We start from the raw sequence: 25,389 nt of genomic DNA on the forward strand, positions 1-25,389 counted from the left end.
AGCTCCCTTGGTCGGAGTGATGCGCATTGGCGGCTATTGCCGAACCGGTGTACCGGCGGCCGGTTCGCTTGCGCAGTCGAAGAGCTTTTGCGCAACTTTCGGGCTGATGTATTCCCGCCAGATGGGCTGGTGGGCAAGGCCCGCCTGCTCCTGGCGTTGCTGAAATGCGCTGCCCACTCCGGCCTGGGCGAGTGTTTTCATGTGTGCTCCCCTGACCGTGTAATCCAGCGCCGGGCGATCCTGTCGGTCGTAATGGAAGTGGGCCTCCCATAGCGGGGTATTGGCGGAGCGGTCATTGATCGAATAGACGTCGAGAAATGATTTGTCCTTACCCTTGCCCAGCTGCTTGCGGGCAACGATCTTGATGACATTGAGCTGCGAATGTTCGAGCAGGTAGTTCAGTCGCAACACGTCCAGTACTGCCTTGTCCTTGTACATGCGGACCATGATGTCGCGTCCCGCTGTACTGAGCGAATCACCGGCTGCTTTCAGGCGAGCGATGACGCTGGCGGCCTGCGCATCGCTGGCAATACCCTCGATGCTCTCCAGACGGCTGGCCAATCCGTGAAGCTCGTCGGCGCTTTCGTCCAGTGATTCCCGAATACTGGTCGGATTGGACTTGCGGCTTTCCATCGCCAGTCCCTCGTCCAGTAATCCATCGATCCTGGCCAGCAGCTGAGTTGCCTGGCCGAGCAGTTGGGGAGGGGAAGCCGCTGGTGACGCAGAGCGCATGGGGCGCCATTCGCCCTGTCTTTTCTCGTAGCGTTGAGGCGGATCTTCCGGTTTGAACGGGTCTGGAACGTCAATGGTGACGCTACCGTCCGGATCGACTTGCCTGACCCCTACCAGAACCCGATAAGTCCCATGCTGGCGGGTCCGGAAGATCTTTCGCGGGGCGCTCGGGGTGGCGGTCGGAACGGACTGCTGCGGCACGAAGTCCAGGTCGACGTCCTGATCGAGTGCGGGCCATTCGGTGTTGCTGTCGACCCTGGCGTAGATATCGTTCAGCTGGCCGTCGATCCTCGACTCGAATGTTCCGAGTACGGACATCGCTTCGTGCAGGTAGGGTGTCTTCGTGGCGGGCAAAGCCGGCAACAGCTCTTCGAAACGGCCTTTTTCCAGTCTGATTTCATCGAGTGCCAATTGCAGGACAACTGGCCGGGACTGTCCGGAAACGTTGTGCAGCTCTTCTACAAACAGGTTGACGGCCATGTAGCTGCGCATTCCGAACGGCGGCGGGATGGTCGGATCATCGGCGAGCAGGCGCAGGCAGAGGTTGTATCGGGCGCAGTTGATCTGATCAACGCCGGGTATTCCCCGGTTGAGCTCTTCGATTTCGGATGTGGCGCTGCGGGATACCTTGCGTACCTGATCCATCACGGCCTGGCGGTCATCGAGGACCCGCAGTTTTTTGTTCATGTGAGCGAGGTTGCCTTTCAGCGAATCAACCGTCATCAGTGCAACCGAGGGATAAACCCGGCGATCCATGATGGCGAGCAGTTTGTTTAAATAGTCGACCCTGGCCAGCTGTTGCTCATGCAGCTCGGTTTTGTAGACGCCGCCGGCTTTCATCATGACCAGCCAGTCCTTGTTGTCGATGAGTGACTGGACGAACTCGGTCTGAAGGCGGATATGTTTGAGGGTGTGGACTTCAAGTCCGATCAGCTCCGCTCTTTCGAGGTCGCTGCCTTCCGGCAAATGTTTGGCGACGTCCCAGAGTTCATTGAAGCGCGCGTCCGAGGCTTGCAGCGCAGCAAAGGCTTCCCTGATGGGCTCGTACCGCTGCAGCAAATGCGCAATGTTGGCTCGGGCAGTGGCGGTCCGGGGCATTCCACCCAGAAGGCCATAGCGGCTCGAAACCCAGCCGTGATCGGTGTCTCGAACAATGGCCAGGGTTTCACCGGCACGGCTTGCGCGATAAGTGTTCTCGGCATCGTGGGCGACCGGATCCTTCGAATTGACGATGCGCCAGACCTTCCTGGCGGGAGAGGAAGCGTCGATGTCGCGCATGACCTGATAGGCATGCCCTTCAATGACCGCGTATCGCTTGCCTTCAAAGCCGTGTAGTCCGTCGCTGTCTGGCGATGCACCGGCGAAATCCAGGGGGGTGCGAAAGCCTTCCAGACGTTTTTGTGGCAACGGGTAACCGATCAGGTCAGCGTCGTCGGGCGAAAACCAGCGCAGGCTGAATGGATCCTGCAGCAGGATCGGCCCGGAAGGTTTCAATTCGCCGGGCAGTTTGGCGCGGAACAACCCGTTGTCAGGGTCCTGGCCCACATGCAGGACGTGGCCATCCTCGGTATTGACGAAAAGTCGACCTTTCAGCTGGATGAGACCCTGATCGTCGGGATCCGGCAGCGAGCCGCCAGGACGGATGCGATAGTCCGCCAATGAAAGCGGCGCTGGAATCACCGGTATTGCCGAATTCGGGATTTCGCTGACAGTCAACGGCGGTGCCGGTGTTATTGCATCCAGGTCACCGACGGTCGGCAATCTGGCCGGTTTCTGGTCGGGAACGGGAGGTTGGTTGATCGGGGGCAATCGCGAGGCAGTGTCACTCCTGAAGAGAGGGTCTTTGACCGGGCGCGAGGGCGGAGCATGTACTTCAGCGGTAGTAATCCCCCTTGGAGGCGGTTTTACGGGCATGTCTTTTCATCCTTGAATACTGATTCAGTTGTCGGCGTCATTGCCTTGTTTTGCTGCGAACCCGAAAGGTGCGACAAATCGGGAGCGGACCGGGAGCGGGAAACGGCAATTGGAGAAACCGACCACGGTCGTCGGAATTGGTCAAAATTTGTGCTATATTCCGCGCCCGCGATTTTTCATCTCAACACCGGTCGTCGACATGCAAGCAGCCAAGCCGTTATTTGACTATCCAAAATACTGGGCCGAATGTTTCGGGCCGGCGCCATTCCTGCCGATGAGCAGGGAGGAGATGGATCAGCTTGGCTGGGATTCCTGCGACATCATCATTGTTACGGGGGATGCCTACGTCGATCACCCGTCGTTCGGCATGGCGATCATCGGCCGGCTGCTGGAGTCCCAAGGCTTCCGCGTCGGGATCATTGCGCAGCCGAACTGGCAGTCCAAAGACGACTTCATGAAGCTCGGCGAGCCGAACCTGTTCTTTGGCGTCGCGGCCGGCAACATGGATTCGATGATCAACCGCTACACCGCCGACAAGAAAATCCGTTCCGACGACGCCTACACCCCGGGCGGCATGGCCGGCAAGCGTCCCGACCGCGCGAGCCTGGTCTACAGCCAGCGCTGCAAGGAAGCCTACAAGCACGTGCCGATCGTGCTCGGCGGCATCGAAGCCTCCCTGCGCCGCATCGCCCACTACGACTACTGGCAGGATCGCGTGCGCAACTCGATCCTGATCGACGCCAGCGCCGACATCCTGCTGTACGGCAACGCCGAGCGAGCGATTGTCGAAGTCGCCCAGCGTCTGTCCTACGGGCACAAGATCGAAGACATCACCGATGTGCGCGGCACCGCGTTCATCCGTCGTGACACGCCGGCGGGCTGGTACGAAGTCGACTCCACGCGCATCGACCGTCCGGGCAAGATCGACAAGATCATCAACCCGTACGTCAACACTCAGGACACTCAGGCTTGCGCGATCGAGCAGGAGAAGGGGCCGGTTGAAGACCCGGAAGAAGCCAAGGTCGTACAGATCCTGGCCAGCCCGAAAATGACCCGCGACAAGACCGTGATCCGCCTGCCGTCGATGGAAAAGGTGCGTAACGACCCGGTTCTGTACGCCCACGCCAACCGCGTGCTGCACCTGGAAACCAACCCGGGCAACGCCCGTGCGCTGGTGCAGAAGCATGGCGAGATCGACGTCTGGTTCAACCCGCCGCCGATTCCGATGACCACTGAAGAAATGGACTACGTGTTCGGCATGCCTTACGCACGTGTTCCGCACCCTGCGTACGGCAAGGAAAAAATCCCTGCCTACGACATGATCCGTTTCTCGGTGAACATCATGCGTGGCTGCTTCGGTGGCTGCACCTTCTGCTCGATCACCGAGCACGAAGGCCGGATCATCCAGAACCGCTCCGAAGAGTCGATCATTCGCGAAATCGAAGAGATCCGCGACAAGGTGCCGGGCTTCACCGGCGTCATCTCCGACCTCGGTGGCCCGACCGCAAACATGTACCGCATCGCCTGCAAGAGCCCGGAAATCGAATCCGCGTGCCGCAAGCCGTCCTGCGTGTTCCCGGGTATCTGCCCGAACCTGAACACCGACCACTCGTCGCTGATTCAGCTGTACCGCAGCGCCCGTGCGTTACCGGGTGTGAAGAAGATCCTGATCGCCTCCGGCCTGCGTTACGACCTTGCGGTCGAGTCGCCGGAGTACGTTAAGGAGCTGGTGACCCACCACGTCGGCGGTTACCTGAAGATCGCCCCGGAACACACCGAGGAAGGTCCGCTCAACCAGATGATGAAACCGGGGATCGGCACCTACGATCGCTTCAAGCGCATGTTCGAGAAGTACACCAAGGAGGCGGGGAAAGAGCAGTACCTGATCCCGTACTTCATCGCCGCGCACCCTGGCACCACCGACGAAGACATGATGAACCTGGCCCTGTGGCTCAAGGGCAACGGCTTCCGCGCCGATCAGGTGCAGGCGTTCTATCCGTCGCCGATGGCCACCGCCACCGCGATGTACCACTCGGGCAAGAACCCGCTGCGCAAGGTCACCTACAAGAGCGACGGCGTGACCATCGTCAAGAGCGAAGAGCAGCGTCGTCTGCACAAGGCGTTCCTGCGTTATCACGACCCGAAGGGCTGGCCGATGCTGCGTGAAGCGCTGACCCGCATGGGTCGCGCCGACCTGATCGGGCCGGGCAAGAACCAGTTGATCCCGCTGCACCAGCCGGCCACCGACAGCTACCAGAGTGCCCGTCGCAAGAACTCGACACCGGCCGGCAGCCACAAGGTCGCGAAAGAGAAGACCACCAAGATCCTCACCCAGCACACCGGTCTTCCTCCACGCGCCAGCGATGGCGGCAATCCTTGGGACAAGCGTGAGCAGGCCAAGGCCGCGGCATTCGCCCGCAACCAGCAGGCCGCCAAGGAACGCAAGGAAGCCGCGAAAGGCAAAGGTCCGAAACCGGCACGCAAGCCGGTCGTACCGCGCTGAAACGCACTTGAGCCAAAACAGAACGCCAACCTTCGGGTTGGCGTTTTGCTGATCGTTCCCACGCTATGCGTGGGAATGCCTCTAGGGACGCTCCGCGTCCAGTGACGCAGAGCGTCACGGGCTGCATTCCCACGCAGGAGCGTGGGAACGATCACGGGAGAGGGTCAGGGGAAGGGGCTCTTTGCAACATTTGCGTGCAACTGTGCCAAACCATTTCACCGCATCGCCCGATTTTGGTGCTGTACTGCCCTAAGCATTCCGGGAAAGCGCCCAAGCCTCTGCATGGCATAAGTCTTGCGCGCTTTCGAATACGCTTGGGCTCGCAGGAGGCACGCCGTGTCGATTCATGTCGCATTGCATCACGTCACGCATTACCGCTACGACCGCGCTGTCGAACTCGGCCCGCAGATCGTGCGTCTGCGCCCGGCTGCCCACAGCCGCACGCGGATTCTGTCTTATTCACTGAAAGTCTCGCCCGAGCAGCACTTCATCAACTGGCAGCAGGACCCTCAGGGCAACTACCTCGCACGGCTGGTGTTCCCCGAGAAAACCGCCGAACTGCGGATCGAGGTCGATCTGCTGGCCGAGATGGCGGTGTTCAACCCGTTCGACTTTTTCCTCGAGCCCTACGCCGAGAAAATCCCCTTCGCCTACGCCGCCGATGAGCGAAAAGAACTGGCGCCGTACCTCGAAACCCTGCCGCTGACGCCGAAATTCCAGGCCTATCTGGACGCCATCGACCGCACACCATTGCCGGCCGTGGATTTTCTGGTGGCGCTCAACCAGCGTCTGAGCGAAGACATCAATTACCTGATCCGCATGGAGCCGGGTGTGCAGACCCCGGAACACACCCTCGAACACGCCTCCGGCTCCTGTCGGGATTCGGCGTGGCTGCTGGTGCAACTGCTGCGCAACCTCGGGCTGGCGGCGCGTTTTGTCTCCGGTTACCTGATTCAACTGACCGCCGACGTGAAAAGCCTCGACGGCCCGTCCGGCACCGAAGTGGACTTCACCGACCTGCACGCGTGGTGCGAGGTGTATCTGCCCGGCGCCGGCTGGATCGGTCTCGATGCGACGTCGGGGTTGTTCGCCGGTGAAGGGCATATCCCGCTGGCCTGCAGTCCTGATCCGTCCTCGGCCGCGCCGATCAGTGGCTTGGTGGAGCCTTGCGAGTGCGAGTTCAGCCACGAAATGTCCGTGGAGCGGATCTGGGAAGCACCGCGGGTCACCAAGCCCTACACCGATGAGCAATGGCTGGCGATCCAGGCGCTGGGCCGGCAGATCGATGCCGACCTGCTGGAAGGCGATGTGCGCCTGACCATGGGCGGCGAACCCACCTTCGTGTCCATCGACGACCCCGACGGCGCCGAGTGGAACACCGCCGCGCTGGGTCCGGACAAGCGCCGGCTCTCCGCCGAACTGTTCCAGCGCATGCGCAAACATTACGCGCCCAAAGGGCTGGTGCATTTCGGTCAGGGCAAATGGTATCCGGGTGAGCAACTGCCGCGCTGGTCACTGAATTGCTACTGGCGCCGGGACGGTGTGCCGATCTGGCACAACAACGCACTGATCGCCGATGAGCAGCAGGATTACGGCGCTACGGGTGAGCTGGCCGGGCGCTTTCTGGCGAGTGTCGCCGAGCGCCTGAAACTGCCGACACGCTTCGTGTTCCCGGCCTACGAAGACAACTTCTATTACCTCTGGCGCGAGGGCGCCTTGCCGAGCAACGTCAGCGCCGAAGACTCGCGTCTGGAGGAGCCGCTGGAACGTGCGCGGCTGCGCAAGGTGTTCAGTCAGGGGCTGGACAAGGTTATCGGCCAGGTGTTGCCGCTGGCGCGCACCGCCAAGGGCGATCAATGGCAGAGCGGGCGCTGGTATCTGCGCGATGAACATTGCCGGCTGGTGCCGGGGGATTCACCGCTGGGCTATCGCCTGCCGCTGGGCTCGCAGCCCTGGGTGAAGGCAGCGGAGTATCCGTTCATTCATCCGAACGACCCGAACCAGGATTTCCCCGAGCTGCCCGAAACCTCGCAGCTCAACGACCACCGTGAGCCGGCTCCGGCAGACGAGCGTGTACCGAAGATCGATGAGTCCGCCGACTGGCTGACCCGCACCGCCTTGTGCGCCGAGGCCCGGGAAGGCCGGTTGTACCTGTTCATGCCGCCGCTGGAGCGGGTCGAGGATTATCTGGAACTGGTCGCGGCCATCGAAGCCACCGCCGAAGAGCTGCATTGTCCGGTGTTGCTCGAAGGCTACGAGCCGCCGAGCGATCCGCGCCTGAGCAATTTCCGCATCACCCCGGATCCCGGCGTGATTGAGGTCAACGTGCAGCCGTCGGCGACGTGGGACGAGTTGGTCGAACGCACCGAGTTTCTGTACGAAGAAGCGCGCCAGACCCGACTGTCCACCGAGAAATTCATGGTCGACGGGCGGCACACCGGCACCGGCGGCGGTAACCATTTCGTGCTCGGCGGCGCGACGCCGGGCGATTCACCGTTTCTGCGCCGTCCGGACCTGCTGCGTAGCCTGATCAGTTACTGGCACAACCATCCTTCATTGTCGTACCTGTTTTCCGGTCTGTTCATCGGCCCGACCTCTCAGGCGCCGCGGGTCGACGAAGCGCGCAACGACGCGCTGTATGAACTGGAAATCGCTTTCGCACAAATGCCGGCGCCGGGAGAGGAATGCCCGCCGTGGCTGGTCGATCGCCTGTTGCGCAATCTGCTGATCGACGTCACCGGCAACACCCACCGCGCCGAGTTCTGCATCGACAAGCTGTATTCACCGGACGGCGCCACCGGGCGCCTCGGGTTGCTGGAGTTGCGTGGTTTCGAGATGCCACCCCATGCGCGCATGAGCCTGGCGCAGCAGCTGTTGTTGCGAGCGCTGGTGGCGCGGTTCTGGCGCGAGCCCTATGCGCCGCCGAAACTGGCGCGCTGGGGTACGGAGCTGCACGACCGCTTCATGCTGCCGCACTTCATCGAGCAGGACTTCGCCGACGTCATCGTCGAACTCAACAATGCCGGTTACCCCCTGCGCGCTGAATGGTTCGCGGCGCACCTTGAGTTCCGTTTTCCCAAGGTCGGCGATTACGCCGTCAACGGTATCGAGCTGGAATTGCGCCAGGCCCTTGAACCCTGGCACGTGCTGGGCGAGGAGGGCGCGGCGGGCGGCACGGTGCGCTACGTTGACTCATCGCTGGAGCGCTTGCAGGTCAAACTCACGGGACTGCCACCGCAACGTTATTTGCTGACCTGCAACGGCATCCCGGTGCCGCTGCAACCGACCGGACGGGTTGGCGAGTTTGTCGCGGGTGTGCGTTTCCGCGCGTGGCAACCGGCCAATTGCCTGCAACCGACGATCCCGGTGCATGCGCCGCTGGTGTTCGACTTGCTCGATACCTGGATGCAGCGCTCGCTGGGCGGTTGCCAGTACCACGTCGCGCATCCGGGCGGGCGCAATTACGAGACGCTGCCGGTCAATGCCAACGAAGCGGAGAGCCGGCGCATGGCGCGGTTCTTCCGCATCGGACACACGCCGGGGAAACTTCCGATACCGAACCTGACAATCTCCGACGAGCTACCGATGACTCTCGATTTACGACGTTTTTGATTCGTACACGACCCCCGGATTTTTCGTATATCCGGGCGTCATGTGCCTGCGTTAGTCTGACCGTTCCTTGCCGGCTGCCGAGCTTTCCATGCCTGACCTGCTTGACCGCTACCCGCTGACGGCGGGCACCTATCACGAACTGCTCGACGACAGCGGAGCGGTGCGCCCGCACTGGCGGCGGCTCGTCGACCAATTGCAGCGCAGCACCCCGGCGCAACTGGTGCAGCGTCAGGCGTTGCTGACCCGGCAGATTCAGGAAAACGGCGTTACCTACAACGTCTATGCCGACCCAAAGGGGGCGGACCGTCCGTGGGAACTGGATCTGCTGCCCCACGTGATCGCCGCCGATGAGTGGCAACAGCTGTCCGCCGGAATCGCCCAGCGCGCGCGGCTGCTCAATGCGGTGCTGGCAGATCTGTACGGCCCGCAGCGGTTGATCCGCGAAGGCTTACTGCCGGCGGAGCTGGTGTTCGGCCACAACAACTTTCTCTGGCCCTGTCAGGGCATTGCGCCGCCGGACGGTGCCTTTCTGCATCTGTATGCCGTGGATCTGGCGCGCACGCCGGACGGGCGCTGGTGGGTGACGGCGGATCGTACCCAGGCGCCATCGGGTGCCGGTTACGCGCTGGAAAACCGCACCATCGTGTCCCGCGCCTTCCCCGAGTTGTATCGGGATCTGAAAGTGCAGCACCTGGCCGGCTTCTTCCGCACCTTGCAGGAAACCCTGGCCCGTCAGGCACCCTGCGACGATGACGCGCCGCTGGTGGTGTTGCTGACCCCGGGGCGCTTCAACGAAAGCTATTTCGAACATCTTTATCTGGCCCGCCAGCTCGGTTATCCGCTGGTGGAGGGCGGTGACCTGACGGTGCGTGATGCCACGGTCTACCTGAAAACCCTCAGCGGCCTGCGCCGGGTGCACGCGATCCTGCGTCGGCTCGACGATGACTTCTGCGATCCGCTGGAGTTGCGCACCGATTCCGCGCTGGGCGTTCCCGGATTGCTGGACGCGGTGCGTCAGGGCCGGGTGCTGGTGGCCAACGCGCTGGGCAGCGGCGTGCTGGAGTCGCCGGGGCTGCTGGGTTTTCTGCCGAAGATCAATCAGTACCTGTTCGGCGAAGAGCTGATTCTGCCGTCCATTGCCACGTGGTGGTGCGGCGAAGCGCCAGTGTTGGCCCAGGCCCTGGAGAAACTGCCGGAGCTGTTGATCAAACCGGCGTTCCCGTCGCAAAGCTTCGCTCCGGTTTTTGGCCGGGATCTGAGCGAAAAACAGCGTGAAAGTCTCGCTGCGCGCATGCAGGCACGCCCTTATGCGTATGTTGCGCAAGAACTCGCCCAGTTGTCCCAGGCGCCGATCTGGCAGCCCGAGGACGGGCAACTGCAGCCCCGGGCAATCGGCATGCGCATGTACGCGGTGGCCAGTCACGATGGTTATCGGGTGCTGCCCGGTGGCCTGACCCGGGTCGCGGCCGAAGCCGATGCCGAAGTGGTGTCGATGCAGCGCGGTGGTGCGAGCAAGGACACCTGGGTGCTGGGGGATCGGCCGCCGAGCGGTGAGCAGTGGAAAGCCCAGCGCAATATCGGCGTACCTGATCTGGTGCGACGCGATCCGTATCTGCCGTCGCGGGTGGTTGAAAACCTGTTCTGGTTCGGCCGTTACTGCGAGCGCTGCGACGACAGCGCGCGGCTGCTGCGGATCATGCTCGCGCGCTACGTCGACGGCGATGACCCGCAAGCCCTGCAGGCTGCGGTGGATCTGGGCGAGCGGCTGATGCTGCTGCCGGATGAAGGCGAACTGCCGGAACGCTTGCTTGCGGCGCTGCTCGGCGAGGACTGGTCGTTCAGCCTGCGCTCCAACCTGCAGCGCTTGCAGTGGGCGGCTTCGCAAGTGCGCGGCAAGTTGTCCCGGGAAAACTGGCAGGCGCTGGTGGAGCTGCAACGTGAGGCTGCGGAACTGGACACCGACGAACCGGACTTCGGCGAGTTGCTGGATTTTCTCAACCGGCTGGTGATGTCGCTCGCGGCGCTGTCCGGGTTTGCCCTCGACGACATGACCCGTGACGAAGGGTGGCGCTTCCTGATGATCGGCCGGCGGATCGAGCGCCTGCAATTTCTCAGCAGCAGCCTCGCGGGTTTCTTGCGTGGCGCCGGGGCGTTCGATCAGGCCGGGCTTGAGTGGTTGCTGGAATTGGGCAACAGCAGCATCACCTATCGCTCGCGTTATCTGGCGGTGGCGCAGTTGATTCCGGTGCTCGACCTGTTACTGCTGGACGAGCAGAACCCCCATGCGGTGCTGTTCCAGTTGAAGCTGGTGACCCGCACCCTCAAGCGGCTGAATGATGACTTCGGTGCGCCGAGGGAGGCAGGATTGCCGCCGCTGGTCGAGCGTCTGGCGCGTTTCGACCTGAGCTGTCTGGAGAATCCGCTGTTCGGCGAATCCAGCGTGCGCGCGGCCCTCGATGGTCTGGCGGATCTGCTGCAGGAGATCGCCGACGCCAGCAGTCAGGTGTCGGACCGTCTGGCCCTGCGCCATTTCGCCCATGTCGATGATGTCAGCCAGCGTACGGTGTCCGTCTGATGAGCGCCCATTACCAGATCTTTCACGACACCTGCTATCGCTACGACAGCCCGGTGTCCCTGGCCCAGCAACTGGCGCATCTGTGGCCGCGCGAATGCGACTGGCAGCGCTGCACCGAACAACAATTGCTGATCAGTCCGGAGCCGACCACTCGCCGTGACGAGCAGGATGTCTTCGGCAATCCGCTGACCCGCCTGGCCTTCGAACGGCCCCACGATGAATTGCAGGTCAACGCACGGCTGACGGTCGAAGTGCTGGCGCGGCCCGTGGTGGATTTCCAGCAGTCGCCGGCCTGGGAATTGACCCGCAACGCGCTGACCTACAGCAGCCAGCCGCTGTCCGCCTCGTTGCTGGAAGCCTGTCGCTACCGATTTCAGTCGCCCTACGTGCATCTCAAACGCAGCTTCGTCGAGTTCTCGGAGAGCTGTTTCCCGGCCGGCAGACCGTTGATGCTGGGTGTGCAGGCCTTGATGCAGAAGATCTTCAGCGAATTCACCTTTGATGCCGAAGCGACCCAAGTCGCGACGCCGCTGGTGGAGGTGCTGGAGCGGCGGCGCGGGGTCTGTCAGGACTTCGCGCACCTGATGCTCGCCTGTGTGCGATCACGCGGTCTGGCGGCGCGTTACGTCAGCGGCTACCTGCTGACCCAGCCGCCACCGGGGCAGCCACGGTTGATCGGCGCCGATGCATCCCATGCCTGGGTCTCGGTGTTTTGCCCGGTGCTGGGCTGGGTGGATTTTGATCCGACAAACAATGTGCAGCCGGCACTGGAGCACATCACCCTGGCCTGGGGCCGGGATTTTTCCGATGTCTCGCCGTTGCGCGGGGTGATTCTGGGGGGAGGGAGCCATGATCCGGAGGTGCGGGTCACGGTGATGCCACTGGAATAACGGAGTTCAGAAATGTGGCCCGCTCCTTAATGGTTCTGTGTTGTAACGGCTGATGAGGGATTTCCAATGTTTCCGGTTTCAATCAAAGGTGTTCTGCAAAACCCGGAAGGTAAGGTTGTGCTGATGCTCAACGAGCGTGACGAATGGGAATTACCCGGGGGACGGATTGAGTTGGGTGAAACGGCGCAGGAATGTCTGGCTCGGGAAATTGCAGAAGAGCTGGACGTGAACGTGGCAGTGAGGACGCCGGTGGACTCCTACCTGTTTGAAGTCATCCCGGGCAAGCATGTCTTTATCTCGACCTATCGCTGCCAGCTGCTGGGCGAGTTCAAGCCGACCATCAGTCACGAGCACAAGAAGATTGGCCTGTTCGACCCGGCACAACTGCCGGTTAACCTGCCTGGGGGCTATCGTGAGTCGATTGCCAAAGCGCTGGGTCTGTAAGGGCCGGCAATGAAGCCGCCAGCCCCGTCACGGATCAATGGAGCCTGATTCGATCATCAAGCCCGATGTGGCTCAGGCGTCGGGCGCCTGGTCTTTCGGTGTCTCAACATCATCATCTTCAGTCGCCACTTCACCCTCAGGGTTCAGTGCCGCCTCTTCAGCCATCTGTTTCTTGCGCTGAAGCTTTTCCTCTTTCTTCTGTTCCTTGGCCAGGTCACGTTGACGTTTGGCGAAGGAGTAATTGGGTTTGGCCATGGGCGATCCTCTGGGGTCGAAGGTGAGGTTGAGCGGCGCGTATTCTGCCCTGTATCGGTGCCCGGCGGTTAACCGGGTTTCTGGTCGACCCATTTTGGGGTGACGGTGGGCTTCCAGTTGTCGAGGGCTTCGAGCAGCGTTTGCGGCGATTCACTCACTTGCAGCATGTCACGGTGCGGCGCGCGAACGAAGCCTTCGCCGACGATGTGATCGAGAAATGCAGTGAGTTTGCTGTAGAAACCGTTCACCTCGAGCAGGCCCAGTGGCTTGCCGTGATAGCCGAGCTGGCCCCAGGTCCAGACTTCGAACAGCTCCTCCAGGGTGCCAAGGCCACCTGGCAGGGCAATGAACGCATCGCTGAGTTCGGCCATCCGCGCCTTGCGCGCGTGCATGCCGTCGACCACTTCCAGACGCGTCAGGCTCTTGTGACCGATTTCCTTGTCCATCAGGCTCTGCGGGATGATGCCGATCACTTCGCCACCGGCCGCCAGCGCGGCGTCGGCGACAATCCCCATCAGGCCGACGGCGCCACCGCCGTAGACCAGCGTCAGCTTACGCTCGGCAATAGCTGTGCCGAGGGCAATGGCGGCTTCGGTGTACGCCGGGGTGGTGCCGGCGTTGGCACCGCAAAATACACAAACGGATGTGAGAGACATGCCTTCCTCCTGGGTCAATCGGTCACAGGGTAATGGCTGGCACGCCTTGATCCAAGGGCTAGACTTCGCGTTTCGGGGTTTCACAGGTGCCGCTGGCGCCACAGGCGTAAGCAGCGAGCAGACTGCACAACAGGCTGTTGAAGGACATGACGGATGCTCCAGATGAGTGTTGAGCCCTGAAGATACGACCCGGCCATACGTCTGGCTGTTAGATTGTTTCGATGAGTGTCATAGCCTGAAAGTTGTATACAATTTTTGACTCAAGTCATAGGAACTTGCGAAGATTTCAGGCAGTCTTCCAACCATTCGTGTTTTGTTAACCCTGCCTTGGAGATTCACCATGTTTTCCAAAGTTGTTGCGGTATCCCTGCTGGCGCTGGCCAGCAGCCAATTGATGGCTGCCGAGTGCAAAACCACCGTTGATTCCACCGACCAGATGTCCTTCAACACCAAGGCCATCGAAATCGACAAGAGCTGCAAGACCTTCACCGTCGAGCTGACCCACTCCGGCAGCCTGCCGAAGAACGTCATGGGCCATAACCTGGTGATCAGCAAAGAAGCCGACATGCAGCCGATCGCCACCGACGGCCTGGCCGCCGGCATCGACAAGAACTACCTGAAGGACGGTGACGAACGCGTGATCGCTCACACCAAGATCATCGGCGCCAAGGAAACCGATTCGTTGACCATCGACGTGTCCAAGCTCAAGGCTGACGAGAAATACGGCTTCTTCTGCTCGTTCCCGGGCCACATCTCGATGATGAAAGGCACCGTGACCCTGAAGTAAGCAACACAAGGTCAAAAAAAAGCGTCCCGAAGGACGCTTTTTTTATGCCCTGGATTCAAGGCGCAAACGGCATGACCCGCTTGTGATGAGTCTTTTTGTAGGTGTTGACGATGATGTCGAACGCTTCCTGACGCACCGGCTCGCCGTGCAGGAACGCGTCGATTTCGGCGTAGGTCACACCGTGGGACGCCTCGTCCGGTTTGCCCGGCGACAGGTCCTCCAGATCCGCGGTCGGCACTTTTTCCACCAGCGATTCCGGTGCGCCGAAGCTGCGGGCGATGGCCCGGACCTGGTTTTTCACCAGACCGCTGAGCGGGGCCAGGTCGCAGGCGCCGTCACCGAACTTGGTGAAGAATCCCATCACCGCTTCCGCCGCGTGGTCGGTGCCGATCACCAAGCCATGGGCCGCGCCGGCGATGGTGTACTGGGCGACCATGCGCATCCGCGCCTTGGTGTTGCCGAGCACGAAATCCACCGACACCGCGTGCTTGCCTTCGAAGGCTGCGACTTCGCTGGCCAGGGATTTGACCGCCGGGCCGATGTTGACGGTGTGGCGCTCGTCCGGGGCGATGAAGTCTACCGAGGCCTGGGCGTCGTGTTCATCGAACTGCACGTCGTACGGCAGGCGCACTGCGATGAACTTGTAGGCCTCATCGCCGGTGCGCTCGCGCAGTTCACGCATGGCGCGCTGGGCCAAAAGGCCGGCAGTCAGCGAATCGACGCCGCCGCTGATGCCCAGCACCAGGGTCTTGAGTCCGGAATTGGTCAGGCAATCCTGGATGAAGGTGATGCGGCGGGCGACTTCCGCTTCGAGGGCCTGGTGATCGGCGAACGGCGGCTGAACGTTGAGCTGTTCAGCAATCTCACGCTGTACGGCTTGCATGAATTCACTCCTTGCTGGAAAGGCTGGAAACGGCAGGAACCTGGAAAACGTGTCGCAAGTAGGCGACAAAATTCGGGTCTTTGCAGTGGGTCTTGCCCGGCTCGTCGGAGATCTTCGCCACCGGTTGGCCGTTGCAGGCGGTCATTTTAAGCACGATGCTCATCGGTTCGACACCCGGAATGTCACAGGTCAGGTTGGTGCCGATGCCGAAGCTGACGTTGATCCGGCCGCGCAGGGCCCGGAAGATCTCCAGCGACTTGGGTAGGGTCAGGCTGTCGGAGAACACCAACGTCTTGCTCATCGGGTCGATGCCGAGCTTGTGATAGTGGGCGATGCATTTTTCGCCCCACAGCACCGGGTCCCCGGAGTCGTGGCGCAGACCGTCGAACAGCTTGGCGAAGAACAGATCGAAATCGCCGAGGAAAGCGTCGGTGGTAATGCAGTCGGTCAGGGCGATCCCCAGCAGGCCGCGATATTCGCGAACCCAGCAATCGAGGGCGGCGATCTGGCTGTCGATCAGTCGCGGGCCGAGTTGCTGGTGGGCCATGATCCACTCATGAGCCATAGTGCCCAGCGGTTTCATGTCCAGTTCGCGGGACAGGTGCACGTTGCTGGTGCCGACGAAACGCCCGGGGAAATCGTGCTTGAGCACGTTCACCACTTCTTCCTGCACGCGGTAGGAAAACCTGCGACGGGTGCCGAAATCGGCGACCTGCAACTGCGACAGTTCTTCCGCCGAGGCATTGGCGGTGAGCCAGTCGAACTTGCGGTAAAGCTGTTCGCGGGCCTGTTCCAGCAGCGTTTCACGGTAGCGATAGCGGTTGCGCACTTCGCTGACGATCGCCAGCAGCGGCACTTCAAACAGAATCACGTGCAGCCACGGCCCGCGCAGGCGGATGAACAACTCGCCGTTCTCGATGCCGGTGTGCAGGTAGCGCAGGTTGAAACGGAACAGACCAAGGAAGCGCAGGAAATCCGGCTTGAGGAACGAGATGCGCTCGAGAAAACTCAACTGATCGGCGCTCAGGCTCAACTCGGCCAGACGCTCGACCTGGAAGCGGATCTCCGCCAGGTACGGGCGCAGATCTTCACTGTTACGGCAACGGAACTCCCATTCGACTTCGACGTTGGGGTAGTTGTGCAGCACCGCCTGCATCATCGTCAGTTTGTAGAAGTCGGTGTCGAGCAGGTTCTGCACGATGCGATCGGCAAACACACTCTCGCTCATAACGGGGTCTCCAGGCGGGCCGCGCGTTGGCGCGGTATCAATCAATGGCGCTAGTGGCGCATATCCTGGATGAAGATTGCTAGCGATTTTTTGTTCGGTGGCCTGCTTTTGTTTTTGACGGCTTTTGCTTTTTTTTTCCTGCAGCCGCTTTTTGTTCGGGATACACATCGAGGGAGGCTTGAATGACCAGCTCAAGTCGTTCCCAACTTTTTATGTACTCTGCGAGACGCGAATGCCTAGGGATGAGGTTGGTTTCAACCGCTTTGATCATTGCTGCCCTGAGCATTGCATAGGTTGCTTTCTCAGCCATGAGTGAAGTCTCCCTTGAAGGAAACCTGGTCGAGTGTGTCAACGCCATCTTGAAGTAATACATAAACGGGAAGTATCAGTCGGTACAGATCTGAGTCATTGATGTCCTTGATGGTTACGGATGTCAGGGTCTCCAGAAGGCTGACAGCAGCGCGGATTCTGAAGCAGGCATCTTCGAACAGCTGGCCGGGTGCGGAGTGTGTATCTATCAAGTAAGTTGGACTGTTGGTCGCATTGGCTTTAAGTGGGAAATAACGATTCATCGGGGGCGTCCTGATAATTGTTTTTGGCTTAATGAGTAGAAGAGTTTTTTCTTCTTCAAGTCGATTTGATGAGGTTCTTATATATTGGTTTGCTGAGCCATTGCGGGGTCGAATGGCTTAGCACTCGGCTTAATTGTTTAAACTGATCATGTAGTTACTTCGTTGGTTGCCGATGACGAACTGCGATTTATTGTTTGTAGTTTTCTTGGTCGCGGCGGCCAGGCCAACGGGTCGAGATCAAGATCAAGAAACTTGCTGGAATCGAAAATGGGCGTATTGATTCCGATACGACGCTGCTCGTCGTAATCTCGCAAGATCCGGAGGCAAACTTTAAACAGCAGTGCCATGGCTACAAGGTTGACCAGCGCCAGCAACGTCATGGTGATGTCGGCGAAAGCAAGCACGGTCGAAAGATCCTCTACCGCCCCCCATAACACCAAAACCAATACCAGCGATCGGTAGAAGAACAGCGTTTTTCGAGGCTCGCCAAACATGAACCGAAGGCTGTTTTCCCCGAGGTAATAGTTGTAGAGCATCGCCGTGAAGACGAACAGCGCCAGCACCACACTGATGAACATTCGCCCCCATTCACCGACCACGGCTGCCAACGAGTTTTGTGCCAACGCAACACCGTCGCCCTCAAATCCAGGCGAGTAGAAACCCGAAAGCAAAATGAGTAATGCCGTGCACGTACAAATCACGAACGTGTCGATGAATACGCTGAATGCCTGCACCACGCCCTGTGCCACGGGATGGTCGGTTTTCGCCACGGCAGCAACATTGGGAGCGCTGCCCAGCCCCGCTTCATTGGAAAACACACCGCGTCTCACACCCATGACTATTGCGCTGCCGACCAATCCACCAAAGGCCTGATCCAGACCGAATGCGCTTCGGATGATGGTCATCAGCATTGGCGGAACCTGATCGAACTGCAGCACGATCACATAGCTCGTAACGCCGATGTAAGCGAGAACCTTCAACGGCACCAACAAGTCGGCTACGGCAGCTATTCGTTTTATCCCACCAATAAAAACTGCCCCGAGCAGCAGGGACAATGTGAGTCCTGACCACATGGGCGCCAGACCGAAAGCGTCTTTCAGCGAATGTGAGACTGCATGCGATTCGAGACCATTGATTGCAAATCCAAACGTCACCAGCAGTAGAAGCGCTGCAATTGTTCCGAGCCAGCGTTTGTCCAGACCGTGCTCGATGTACCAAGAGGGGCCGCCTCGAAACAGGCCATTCCCATCGCTACGTTTGTAGAGTTGGCCCAGTGTGCATTCGAAGAAGCTACTCGACATGCCGAGCAAGGCTGTCATCCACATCCAGAACACGGCGCCGGGTCCTCCCATGCTCACTGCAATCCCTACCCCGACGATGTTGCCCGTGCCCACCCGCCCGGCGAGGCTGAGGGTCAATGCCTGAAGCGAACTCAGATGGCGACTGCCGCTGCGCCAACTGCCCTGTAAAACGGTAAACATGTGCAGGAAATATCTGAACTGGACAAACCTTGATCGGATGGTGAAATAGCTACCCAGTCCAAGGACTACAGGGATCAAAACCTTTCCCGTAAGAAAGTCGTTGATGATGTCTAGCATTCAAAGCTCCTTGCTATTGAAAGTGCTGGCGTTTTTTATTAGCTGGTTAAGTCCTGAAATATCAGGGCTCGTAATATCCAGCCATATTTCGCAGGCCGCAATTTCGCAAGTTGCTTAAAAGTGATGCGAGTTGCTGCTATGGTTGCGTCTTCTAAAACTGTTTCAAGGATATTTATGTGGGAGTTTCTTCCAGCTAACTTAAGACTTCTGTGCAGTCACTACAGATCTGTCGCGGAAGTCTGTAGGAAGATTCGAATTAATCGCGGGCAATTCAATAAGTATCTGTGTGGGAATAGTGTACCTACAGCTTTCAACTTGAAAAGAATCTGCGATTTTTTCGGGGTCGAGGCGTTTGAAATAGCCCTTCCGACAGAGCAATTCATCACACTGATCGGCATGAGGTCTAGGAAACCCGGCACAGTCGAAGAACAAACTGCACCGCAGAGAATGCTTGGACACCTGCGTCAACACTCCTCGCCGGAGCTCAAGGCGCACACTGGTTACTACTATGAGTACTATCACGCTATGACGGAGCCTGGCTCGATTCTGTGCTCGCTGGTGCACGTCTGTGAAGATGGATCAGACATCGTCTATGAGCGAAACGAGTGCTTACAGATTGCGGGTGCCGAAGGTGAGTTTGAAAGGTATCGATACATCGGGTTCGCTTACTACCTCAGAGATCGCCTGTTTCTTATCGACTACGAGTCACTGACCTCGAACGAGATCAGCCAGACCATTCTCATACCAAGCTTCAAGAGCTGCATCACACGGCTCAACGGTCTGAAAATGGGTGTGTCCGCCGCTGACCATCGGGCTCCGGCTTGTTCGCGAGTCGTTTGGGAGTATCTGGGGCAGGAAATCAATCGGATCGATGCTTATCGCCGGGTGCGACTTTATGACGTTGATGATCCGGTTATCGATGACGACCTGCGCGCGCGACTCACTCAAACCAAGTTTGTTGATGGCCTGTTTGTAATTGCGTGACGATTCGCCGAGCCGGCGCAATACAACGCGTTTTCACTCAGGTCAGTCGGCATTAGTACTATCGATCTGCTCCAGCATCCACTTCACGAAATCCCGCACCTTGGGCACTTCTGCCGCGTGTTCCGGATAGGCCAGGTAATAGGCGTCGGTGCTGGGCATCGCATGCTGCCAGGGAATGACCAGTTTGCCGTCGGCCAATTCCTCTTCCACCAGAAACCTCGGCAGCAGGGCGACGCCGCAACCGACCTGCGCGGCGCGGATGCACATATAAAAGGTTTCGAAGCGCGGGCCGTGGTAGCTGTGTTCGGTCTGATAGCCCTGGCTGTCGAACCAGTCGTGCCACGCTTGCGGGCGCGAAGCATTCTGCAGCAGGACCAGATCGGTGAGTTGCGTTGGATCAGTCAACGGAATGTCCGGCAGGCTACTCGGCGCGCAGACCGGCACCAGTTCTTCGCCGAACAGCTTCAGGCATTCGGTGCCGGGGCGTGAACCCTGGCCGAAATAGAACGCCAGGTCGCTGCGCCCTTGCAGCAAGTCATCGGCCTCCTGCTCGTTGCACAGGTCCAGATGGATCGACGGATGACGCAGACGCCAGCCCTTGAGGCGCGGCACCAGCCAGCGAGCGCCGAAGGTCGAGGGCGTGGAGACCCGCAGGACTTCGGTTTCGCCGCCGTAGGAACGCAGGTAATGGGTCGACATCTCGACCTGGGTCAGGATTTTTCTGACTTCCACCAGATACAGATCGCCGGCCGGGGTCATCTGCAAACGGCGGCGCACCCGGCGAAACAACAAGTGCTGTAACAATTCTTCGAGCTGCGCCACCTGCTTGCTGACAGCGCTCTGGGTCAGGTTCAGTTCCTCGGCGGCCCGGGTGAAACTCAGGTGCCGGGTCACAGCCTCGAAGCACTGCAACGCGGTGATCGACGGCAAGTGGCGTTTGTTCAGCATGGGCGTTCCTTTTCTTGTCTTTCTGCGCAGCATGAATAAACGGAATGATATCTCGCGTAAAGGTCGTTTGTTGCACAGCCTTCCTGACGCTACAACTAAAGGTCTGCCCGGTCGTGAAAACGCGCCCGCACACATTCAGTTTTTTGCTTGAGGAGTGACCCATGGTTGCCGCATTGCTTGATCGTCTAGGTGTGAACCCGGCCCTGTACCAGAACGGCAAAGTGCCGGTGCATTCGCCCATCGACGGCAGCCGCATCGGCGCCGTGAACTGGGAAGGCCCGGCCGAAGTCGAGCAGCACATCAGTCGCGCAGATCATGCGTTCGAACATTGGCGCAAGGTGCCGGCCCCGCGTCGTGGCGAACTGGTGCGTCAGTTCGGCGAAGTGCTGCGTGAATACAAGACCGAGCTCGGCGAACTGGTTTCCTGGGAGGCCGGCAAGATTACTCAGGAAGGCTTGGGTGAAGTGCAGGAGATGATCGACATCTGTGACTTCGCCGTCGGCCTGTCCCGCCAGTTGTACGGCTTGACCATCGCCTCCGAGCGTCCGGGCCACCACATGCGTGAAACCTGGCACCCGCTGGGCGTGGTCGGCGTGATCAGTGCGTTCAACTTCCCGGTCGCGGTATGGGCATGGAACACCACGCTGGCGCTGGTCTGCGGAAACCCGGTGGTATGGAAGCCGTCGGAGAAAACCCCGCTGACCGCGCTGGCCTGTCAGGCGCTGTTCGAACGCGTACTGAAGAATTTCAGCGATGCCCCGGCGCACCTGAGCCAGATGATCATCGGTGGTCGTGATGCCGGCGAAGCGCTGGTGGATGACCCGCGTGTCGCGCTGATCAGCGCCACCGGCAGCACCCGCATGGGCCGCGAAGTGGCGCCGAAAGTCGCCGCGCGTTTCGCCCGCAGCATTCTCGAACTGGGCGGCAACAACGCAATGATCCTCGGCCCGAGCGCCGATCTGGACATGGCCGTGCGCGCCATTCTGTTCAGCGCCGTCGGCACCGCCGGTCAGCGTTGCACTACCTTGCGTCGCCTGATTGCCCATGAGTCGGTGAAGGAAGAAATCGTCACCCGCCTCAAAGCCGCGTACTCCAAAGTCCGTATCGGTCACCCGCTGGAAGGTAACCTGATCGGCCCGCTGATCGACAAGCACAGCTTCGAAAACATGCAGGATGCGCTGGAGCAGGCGCTGAGCGAGGGCGGCCGGGTGTTCGGCGGCAAGCGCCAGCTCGAAGATCAATTCCCGAATGCCTATTACGTGTCGCCGGCCATCGTTGAAATGCCGGAGCAGAGCGACGTGGTGTGCAGCGAGACCTTCGCGCCGATCCTGTACGTGGTCGGTTACAGCGATTTCGAAGAGGCGCTGCGCCTGAACAATGCCGTGCCGCAAGGGTTGTCGTCGTGCATCTTCACCACCGATGTGCGCGAGGCCGAGAAATTCATGTCGGCGGTCGGCAGCGACTGCGGCATCGCCAACGTCAACATCGGCCCGAGCGGCGCGGAAATCGGCGGCGCGTTCGGCGGTGAGAAAGAAACGGGCGGCGGTCGTGAGTCGGGCTCGGATGCGTGGCGCGCGTACATGCGTCGGCAGACCAATACCGTGAACTACTCGCTGGAATTGCCGCTGGCGCAGGGCATTACCTTCGACTGACAGTTTTCTCAAAGCTATTGATCGTTCCCACGCTCTGCGTGGGAATGCTGCACCGAACGCTCCGCGTTCGCTTTCGGGACGCAGAGCGTCCCTGACTGCGTTCCCACGCAGAGCGTGGGAACGATCTCTTAGGTGTGTTTGGCAGGTTTCTGTTGGAGTCTGGCAATGCCGTTACGCGAAGAATGTCTGTGGGAAAAGCTTACGCCGCAACGCCCGGATAACACGGCGCTCAGGGGCGAGGTCAAGGTTGATGTCTGCGTGATCGGCGCCGGGTTCACCGGACTGTCGGCGGCGCTGCACCTGCTGGAGAAAGGCAAAAGTGTCTGCGTGCTCGAAGCCCATCGCGCCGGGCATGGCGGCTCCGGGCGCAACGTCGGGCTGGTCAACGCCGGGATGTGGATTCCACCGGACGAGATCGAGGCGGGATTCGGCGAGGCGGTCGGCAGTCAGCTCAACCGCATGCTCGGTGCGGCGCCGGCGCTGGTGTTCAGCCTTGTGGATAAATACAACATCGATTGCCAATTGCGCCGCGAAGGCACCCTGCACATGGCACATAACGCCAAGGGTGAGGCGGATCTGCGCAGTCGCGAAGAACAATGGAAGCGCCGGGGTGCGCCGGTCGAACTGCTGACTGGCAAGGCCTGTGAGCAGGCGACCGGTACACAGAAGATCGCCGCCGCGCTGCTCGACCGGCGCGCCGGTACGCTCAATCCGATGGCCTACGTCACCGGGCTGGCCAATGCTGTAATGAGCCTTGGCGGGCAGATGTTCGATCACTCCCCGGTCGCGCGTCTTGAACGGCAAGGGCAGAAATGGTCGGTGCAGACCGAGCAGGGTTCGGTGCTGGCCGAACAAGTGGTGATCGCTTCCAACGCCTACACCGAAGGCGACTGGACCGAACTCAAGCGCAACTTCTTTCCCGGTTACTACTATCAGGTCGCTTCGGTGCCGCTCACCGAAGACGCCGCCCAGGAAATTCTCCCGGGCGGGCAGGGCTCGTGGGATACCCGCCAGGTGCTGAGCAGCATCCGCCGCGACAAGGACGGCCGTCTGCTGCTGGGCAGCCTCGGCAACGGCAATCAGAAACCGACCTGGTTCCTCAAGGCCTGGGCCGACCGGGTGCAGCAACATTACTTCCCCAATCTCAAGCCAGTTGAATGGGAATGCACCTGGACCGGGCGCATCGCGTTCACCCCTGATCATTTGATGCGCCTGTTCGAACCGGCGCCGGGACTGGTGGCCGTCACCGGTTACAACGGCCGTGGGGTGACTACCGGCACCGTGGTCGGCAAGGCCTTCGCCGATTACCTGTGTAACGGAAATCCTCAGGCATTGCCGATTCCCTTCGCACCGATGCAGCCGCTGGCAGGGGTGGGCTTGCGCAGTTGTCTGTACGAGGCCGGGTTCTCGCTGTATCACGCGGGCCAGTGCCTGCGGATCGTCATCTGAGTGTTGAAATATGTTGCCGGAAGCGGCGCTTTTCGATGTAGCGACTAGCCTGTAATGGTGCGGGTTGTAGCAGTCCCGCACCAGCAGTGTGCAGTTCGGTGACGCGGGCTGTTACAGGCTGGTTGCACGTCGTTTGGCGCCGCGGTTGCAATGATGGCGCGTGCGGGTTGCGCCTGAAAAAATAATTGGTTTCACCTTCCGCGGTTTAGACGGTTGCACGCCCAATGAAAATGGGAACGAAACAGTCGAAATAACAAGAAAGCAGCGACTTTTTGAAGAATAAAAAACCGATGGCACGGCCCTTGCTCTGAGCATTCAAGTGAAGTCGCAGTGCCAACTAAAAAAAACCTTGGAGCACCACCTCATGTCCCAGACGTTTTACAAGAAAGGCTTTCTGGCCCTCGCAGTGGCTACTGCGCTGGGTGTTTCTGCGTTTGCACAAGCTGATGTGAAAATCGGTGTGGCGGGTCCGATGACGGGCGCCAACGCGGCATTTGGCGAGCAATACATGAAAGGGGCACAAGCGGCGGCCGACGCGGTCAACGCGGCGGGCGGCGTCAACGGGGAGAAGATCGTCCTGGTCAAGGGCGATGACGCTTGCGAGCCGAAACAGGCGGTGACGGTCGCCAAGGACCTCACCAACCAGAAAGTCGCCGGTGTGGTCGGCCACTTCTGCTCGTCCTCCACCATTCCTGCGTCCGAGATCTACGACGAAGCCGGCATCATCGCGATCACCCCGGGTTCCACCAACCCGCAAGTGACCGAGCGCGGCCTGAGCGCCATGTTCCGTATGTGCGGCCGTGACGACCAGCAAGGCATCGTCGCCGGCGACTACATCGTCGACGTGCTCAAGGGCAAGAAAGTCGTCGTGCTGCACGACAAGGACACCTACGGTCAGGGCCTGGCCGACGCGACCAAGGCTCAGCTGGAAAAACGCGGCGTGAAGCCAGTGTTGTACGAAGGCCTGACCCGTGGCGAAAAAGACTTCAGCACCATCGTCACCAAGATCCGTGGCGCCGGCGCCGATGTCGTCTACTTCGGTGGCCTGCACCCGGAAGCCGGCCCGCTGGTTCGCCAACTGCGTGAACAAGGCCTGAAAGACGTCAAGTTCATGTCCGATGACGGCATCGTGACCGACGAACTGGTGACCACCGCCGGCGGCCCGCAATTCGTCGACGGCGTGCTGATGACCTTCGGTGCCGACCCACGCCTGCTGCCAGACAGCAAGACCGTGGTAGATGCATTCCGCAAGGCTGGCACCGAGCCTGAAGGCTACACCCTGTACGCCTATGCATCGGTTCAGACCCTGGCCGCCGCCTTCAACGGCGCCAAGTCGAACAAGGGCGAGGAGGCCGCTGCCTGGCTGAAGAAGAACCCGGTCAAGACCGTCATGGGCGAGAAGACCTGGGACTCCAAAGGCGACCTTAAGGTCTCCGACTACGTGGTCTACCAGTGGGACAAGGACGGCAAATATCACCAGCTGGAAAAGCAGAAGTAACGGCACCTGATCAACCGGACGCCACATTCCCTGTGGGAGCGGGCTTGCCCGCGATGACGGCCTGACAGTCGACAACTTTGTTGAATGTTCTACCGCTATCGCTGGCAAGCCAGCTCCCACAAGGGGGCTGCGGTTTCCTGTCTGACATTGCTCCGACGTAAATCTGTATTTTTCCTAGAAGAACCGCGCGCCTCAGGGTGTGCAGGTTC

At 60.2% G+C, this 25,389-nt stretch carries 19 protein-coding genes; 10 read left to right on the plus strand and 9 right to left on the minus strand.

The window, feature by feature from the left end:
- Positions 1-33: 33 nt before the first annotated feature.
- Positions 34-2,493, minus strand: coding sequence for a hypothetical protein (locus tag ACEN93_RS19635; RefSeq protein WP_495610403.1), 2,460 nt, complete (start codon positions 2,491-2,493; stop codon positions 34-36).
- Positions 2,494-2,845: 352 nt separating this feature from the next.
- Between ACEN93_RS19635 and ACEN93_RS19640 the strand changes: the two genes are divergently transcribed.
- From ACEN93_RS19640 to ACEN93_RS19660, 5 genes are all read left to right on the plus strand, one after another.
- Entirely contained in the window at positions 2,846-5,149 is a 2,304-nt protein-coding gene (locus ACEN93_RS19640) for a YgiQ family radical SAM protein (protein ID WP_007950699.1), read from the plus strand.
- A 336-nt stretch (positions 5,150-5,485) separates the two neighbouring features.
- Positions 5,486-8,761 carry a transglutaminase family protein gene (locus ACEN93_RS19645; protein WP_495610404.1) on the plus strand — a complete coding sequence of 1,092 codons (3,276 nt, stop codon included), beginning with the start codon at positions 5,486-5,488 and terminating at the stop codon, positions 8,759-8,761.
- A gap of 88 nt (positions 8,762-8,849) precedes the next feature.
- Positions 8,850-11,336: a circularly permuted type 2 ATP-grasp protein gene (locus ACEN93_RS19650; RefSeq protein ID WP_495610405.1), complete on the plus strand. Its 2,487-nt coding sequence runs from the start codon at positions 8,850-8,852 to the stop codon at positions 11,334-11,336.
- Complete coding sequence (locus ACEN93_RS19655; protein WP_074689641.1) at positions 11,336-12,226, plus strand: transglutaminase family protein; 891 nt, start codon at positions 11,336-11,338, stop codon at positions 12,224-12,226. The genes ACEN93_RS19650 and ACEN93_RS19655 overlap by 1 nt, the downstream gene beginning before the upstream one ends.
- Before the next feature lie 66 nt (positions 12,227-12,292).
- Positions 12,293-12,670 carry an NUDIX hydrolase gene (locus ACEN93_RS19660; protein WP_085667729.1) on the plus strand — a complete coding sequence of 126 codons (378 nt, stop codon included), beginning with the start codon at positions 12,293-12,295 and terminating at the stop codon, positions 12,668-12,670.
- Positions 12,671-12,742: 72 nt separating this feature from the next.
- Here ACEN93_RS19660 and ACEN93_RS19665 read toward each other — a convergent pair whose 3' ends face one another.
- A complete protein-coding gene (locus ACEN93_RS19665) occupies positions 12,743-12,925 on the minus strand; it encodes a hypothetical protein (RefSeq protein WP_495610406.1) in 183 nt (60 codons plus the stop codon).
- A gap of 68 nt (positions 12,926-12,993) precedes the next feature.
- Positions 12,994-13,581: a cytokinin riboside 5'-monophosphate phosphoribohydrolase gene (locus ACEN93_RS19670; RefSeq protein ID WP_039766689.1), complete on the minus strand. Its 588-nt coding sequence runs from the start codon at positions 13,579-13,581 to the stop codon at positions 12,994-12,996.
- Between the two features lie 340 nt (positions 13,582-13,921).
- Between ACEN93_RS19670 and azu the strand changes: the two genes are divergently transcribed.
- A complete protein-coding gene (azu, locus tag ACEN93_RS19675) occupies positions 13,922-14,368 on the plus strand; it encodes an azurin (protein ID WP_007950684.1) in 447 nt (148 codons plus the stop codon).
- A 55-nt stretch (positions 14,369-14,423) separates the two neighbouring features.
- Here azu and nadE read toward each other — a convergent pair whose 3' ends face one another.
- From nadE to ACEN93_RS19700, 5 genes are all read right to left on the minus strand, one after another.
- Positions 14,424-15,251, minus strand: a complete 828-nt coding sequence (gene nadE, locus ACEN93_RS19680; protein WP_039766691.1) for an NAD(+) synthase — start codon at positions 15,249-15,251, stop codon at positions 14,424-14,426.
- Positions 15,252-15,255: 4 nt separating this feature from the next.
- Complete coding sequence (gene pncB / locus ACEN93_RS19685; RefSeq protein ID WP_085648080.1) at positions 15,256-16,479, minus strand: nicotinate phosphoribosyltransferase; 1,224 nt, start codon at positions 16,477-16,479, stop codon at positions 15,256-15,258.
- Between the two features lie 79 nt (positions 16,480-16,558).
- Positions 16,559-16,789 carry a hypothetical protein gene (locus tag ACEN93_RS19690; protein ID WP_085667731.1) on the minus strand — a complete coding sequence of 77 codons (231 nt, stop codon included), beginning with the start codon at positions 16,787-16,789 and terminating at the stop codon, positions 16,559-16,561.
- Positions 16,782-17,051: a hypothetical protein gene (locus tag ACEN93_RS19695; RefSeq protein WP_074689645.1), complete on the minus strand. Its 270-nt coding sequence runs from the start codon at positions 17,049-17,051 to the stop codon at positions 16,782-16,784. Before ACEN93_RS19695 ends, ACEN93_RS19690 begins: the two co-directional genes overlap by 8 nt.
- A 146-nt stretch (positions 17,052-17,197) precedes the next feature.
- The gene (locus tag ACEN93_RS19700) at positions 17,198-18,649 is read right to left on the minus strand and encodes an alanine/glycine:cation symporter family protein (protein ID WP_495610407.1); all 1,452 of its coding nucleotides are present in this window, start codon (positions 18,647-18,649) and stop codon (positions 17,198-17,200) included.
- 174 nt (positions 18,650-18,823) lie between these two features.
- Between ACEN93_RS19700 and ACEN93_RS19705 the strand changes: the two genes are divergently transcribed.
- Positions 18,824-19,633, plus strand: a complete 810-nt coding sequence (locus tag ACEN93_RS19705) for a helix-turn-helix domain-containing protein (protein WP_074689647.1) — start codon at positions 18,824-18,826, stop codon at positions 19,631-19,633.
- Positions 19,634-19,675: 42 nt separating this feature from the next.
- On the opposite strand, the gene ACEN93_RS19710 is transcribed toward ACEN93_RS19705, so the two are convergent.
- Complete coding sequence (locus ACEN93_RS19710; RefSeq protein WP_074689648.1) at positions 19,676-20,581, minus strand: LysR family transcriptional regulator; 906 nt, start codon at positions 20,579-20,581, stop codon at positions 19,676-19,678.
- A gap of 161 nt (positions 20,582-20,742) precedes the next feature.
- On the opposite strand from ACEN93_RS19710, the gene amaB reads away from it, so the two are divergent.
- From amaB to ACEN93_RS19725, 3 genes are all read left to right on the plus strand, one after another.
- On the plus strand, positions 20,743-22,233 hold the full coding sequence (gene amaB / locus ACEN93_RS19715; RefSeq protein ID WP_495610408.1) for an L-piperidine-6-carboxylate dehydrogenase: 1,491 nt from the start codon (positions 20,743-20,745) through the stop codon (positions 22,231-22,233).
- A gap of 165 nt (positions 22,234-22,398) precedes the next feature.
- Complete coding sequence (gene amaA / locus ACEN93_RS19720) at positions 22,399-23,682, plus strand: L-pipecolate oxidase (protein WP_103386761.1); 1,284 nt, start codon at positions 22,399-22,401, stop codon at positions 23,680-23,682.
- A 364-nt stretch (positions 23,683-24,046) separates the two neighbouring features.
- Entirely contained in the window at positions 24,047-25,180 is a 1,134-nt protein-coding gene (locus ACEN93_RS19725; RefSeq protein WP_039766703.1) for an ABC transporter substrate-binding protein, read from the plus strand.
- Positions 25,181-25,389: the final 209 nt, after the last annotated feature.

The sequence above is a fragment of the Pseudomonas sp. Pseusp21 genome (assembly GCF_059492145.1).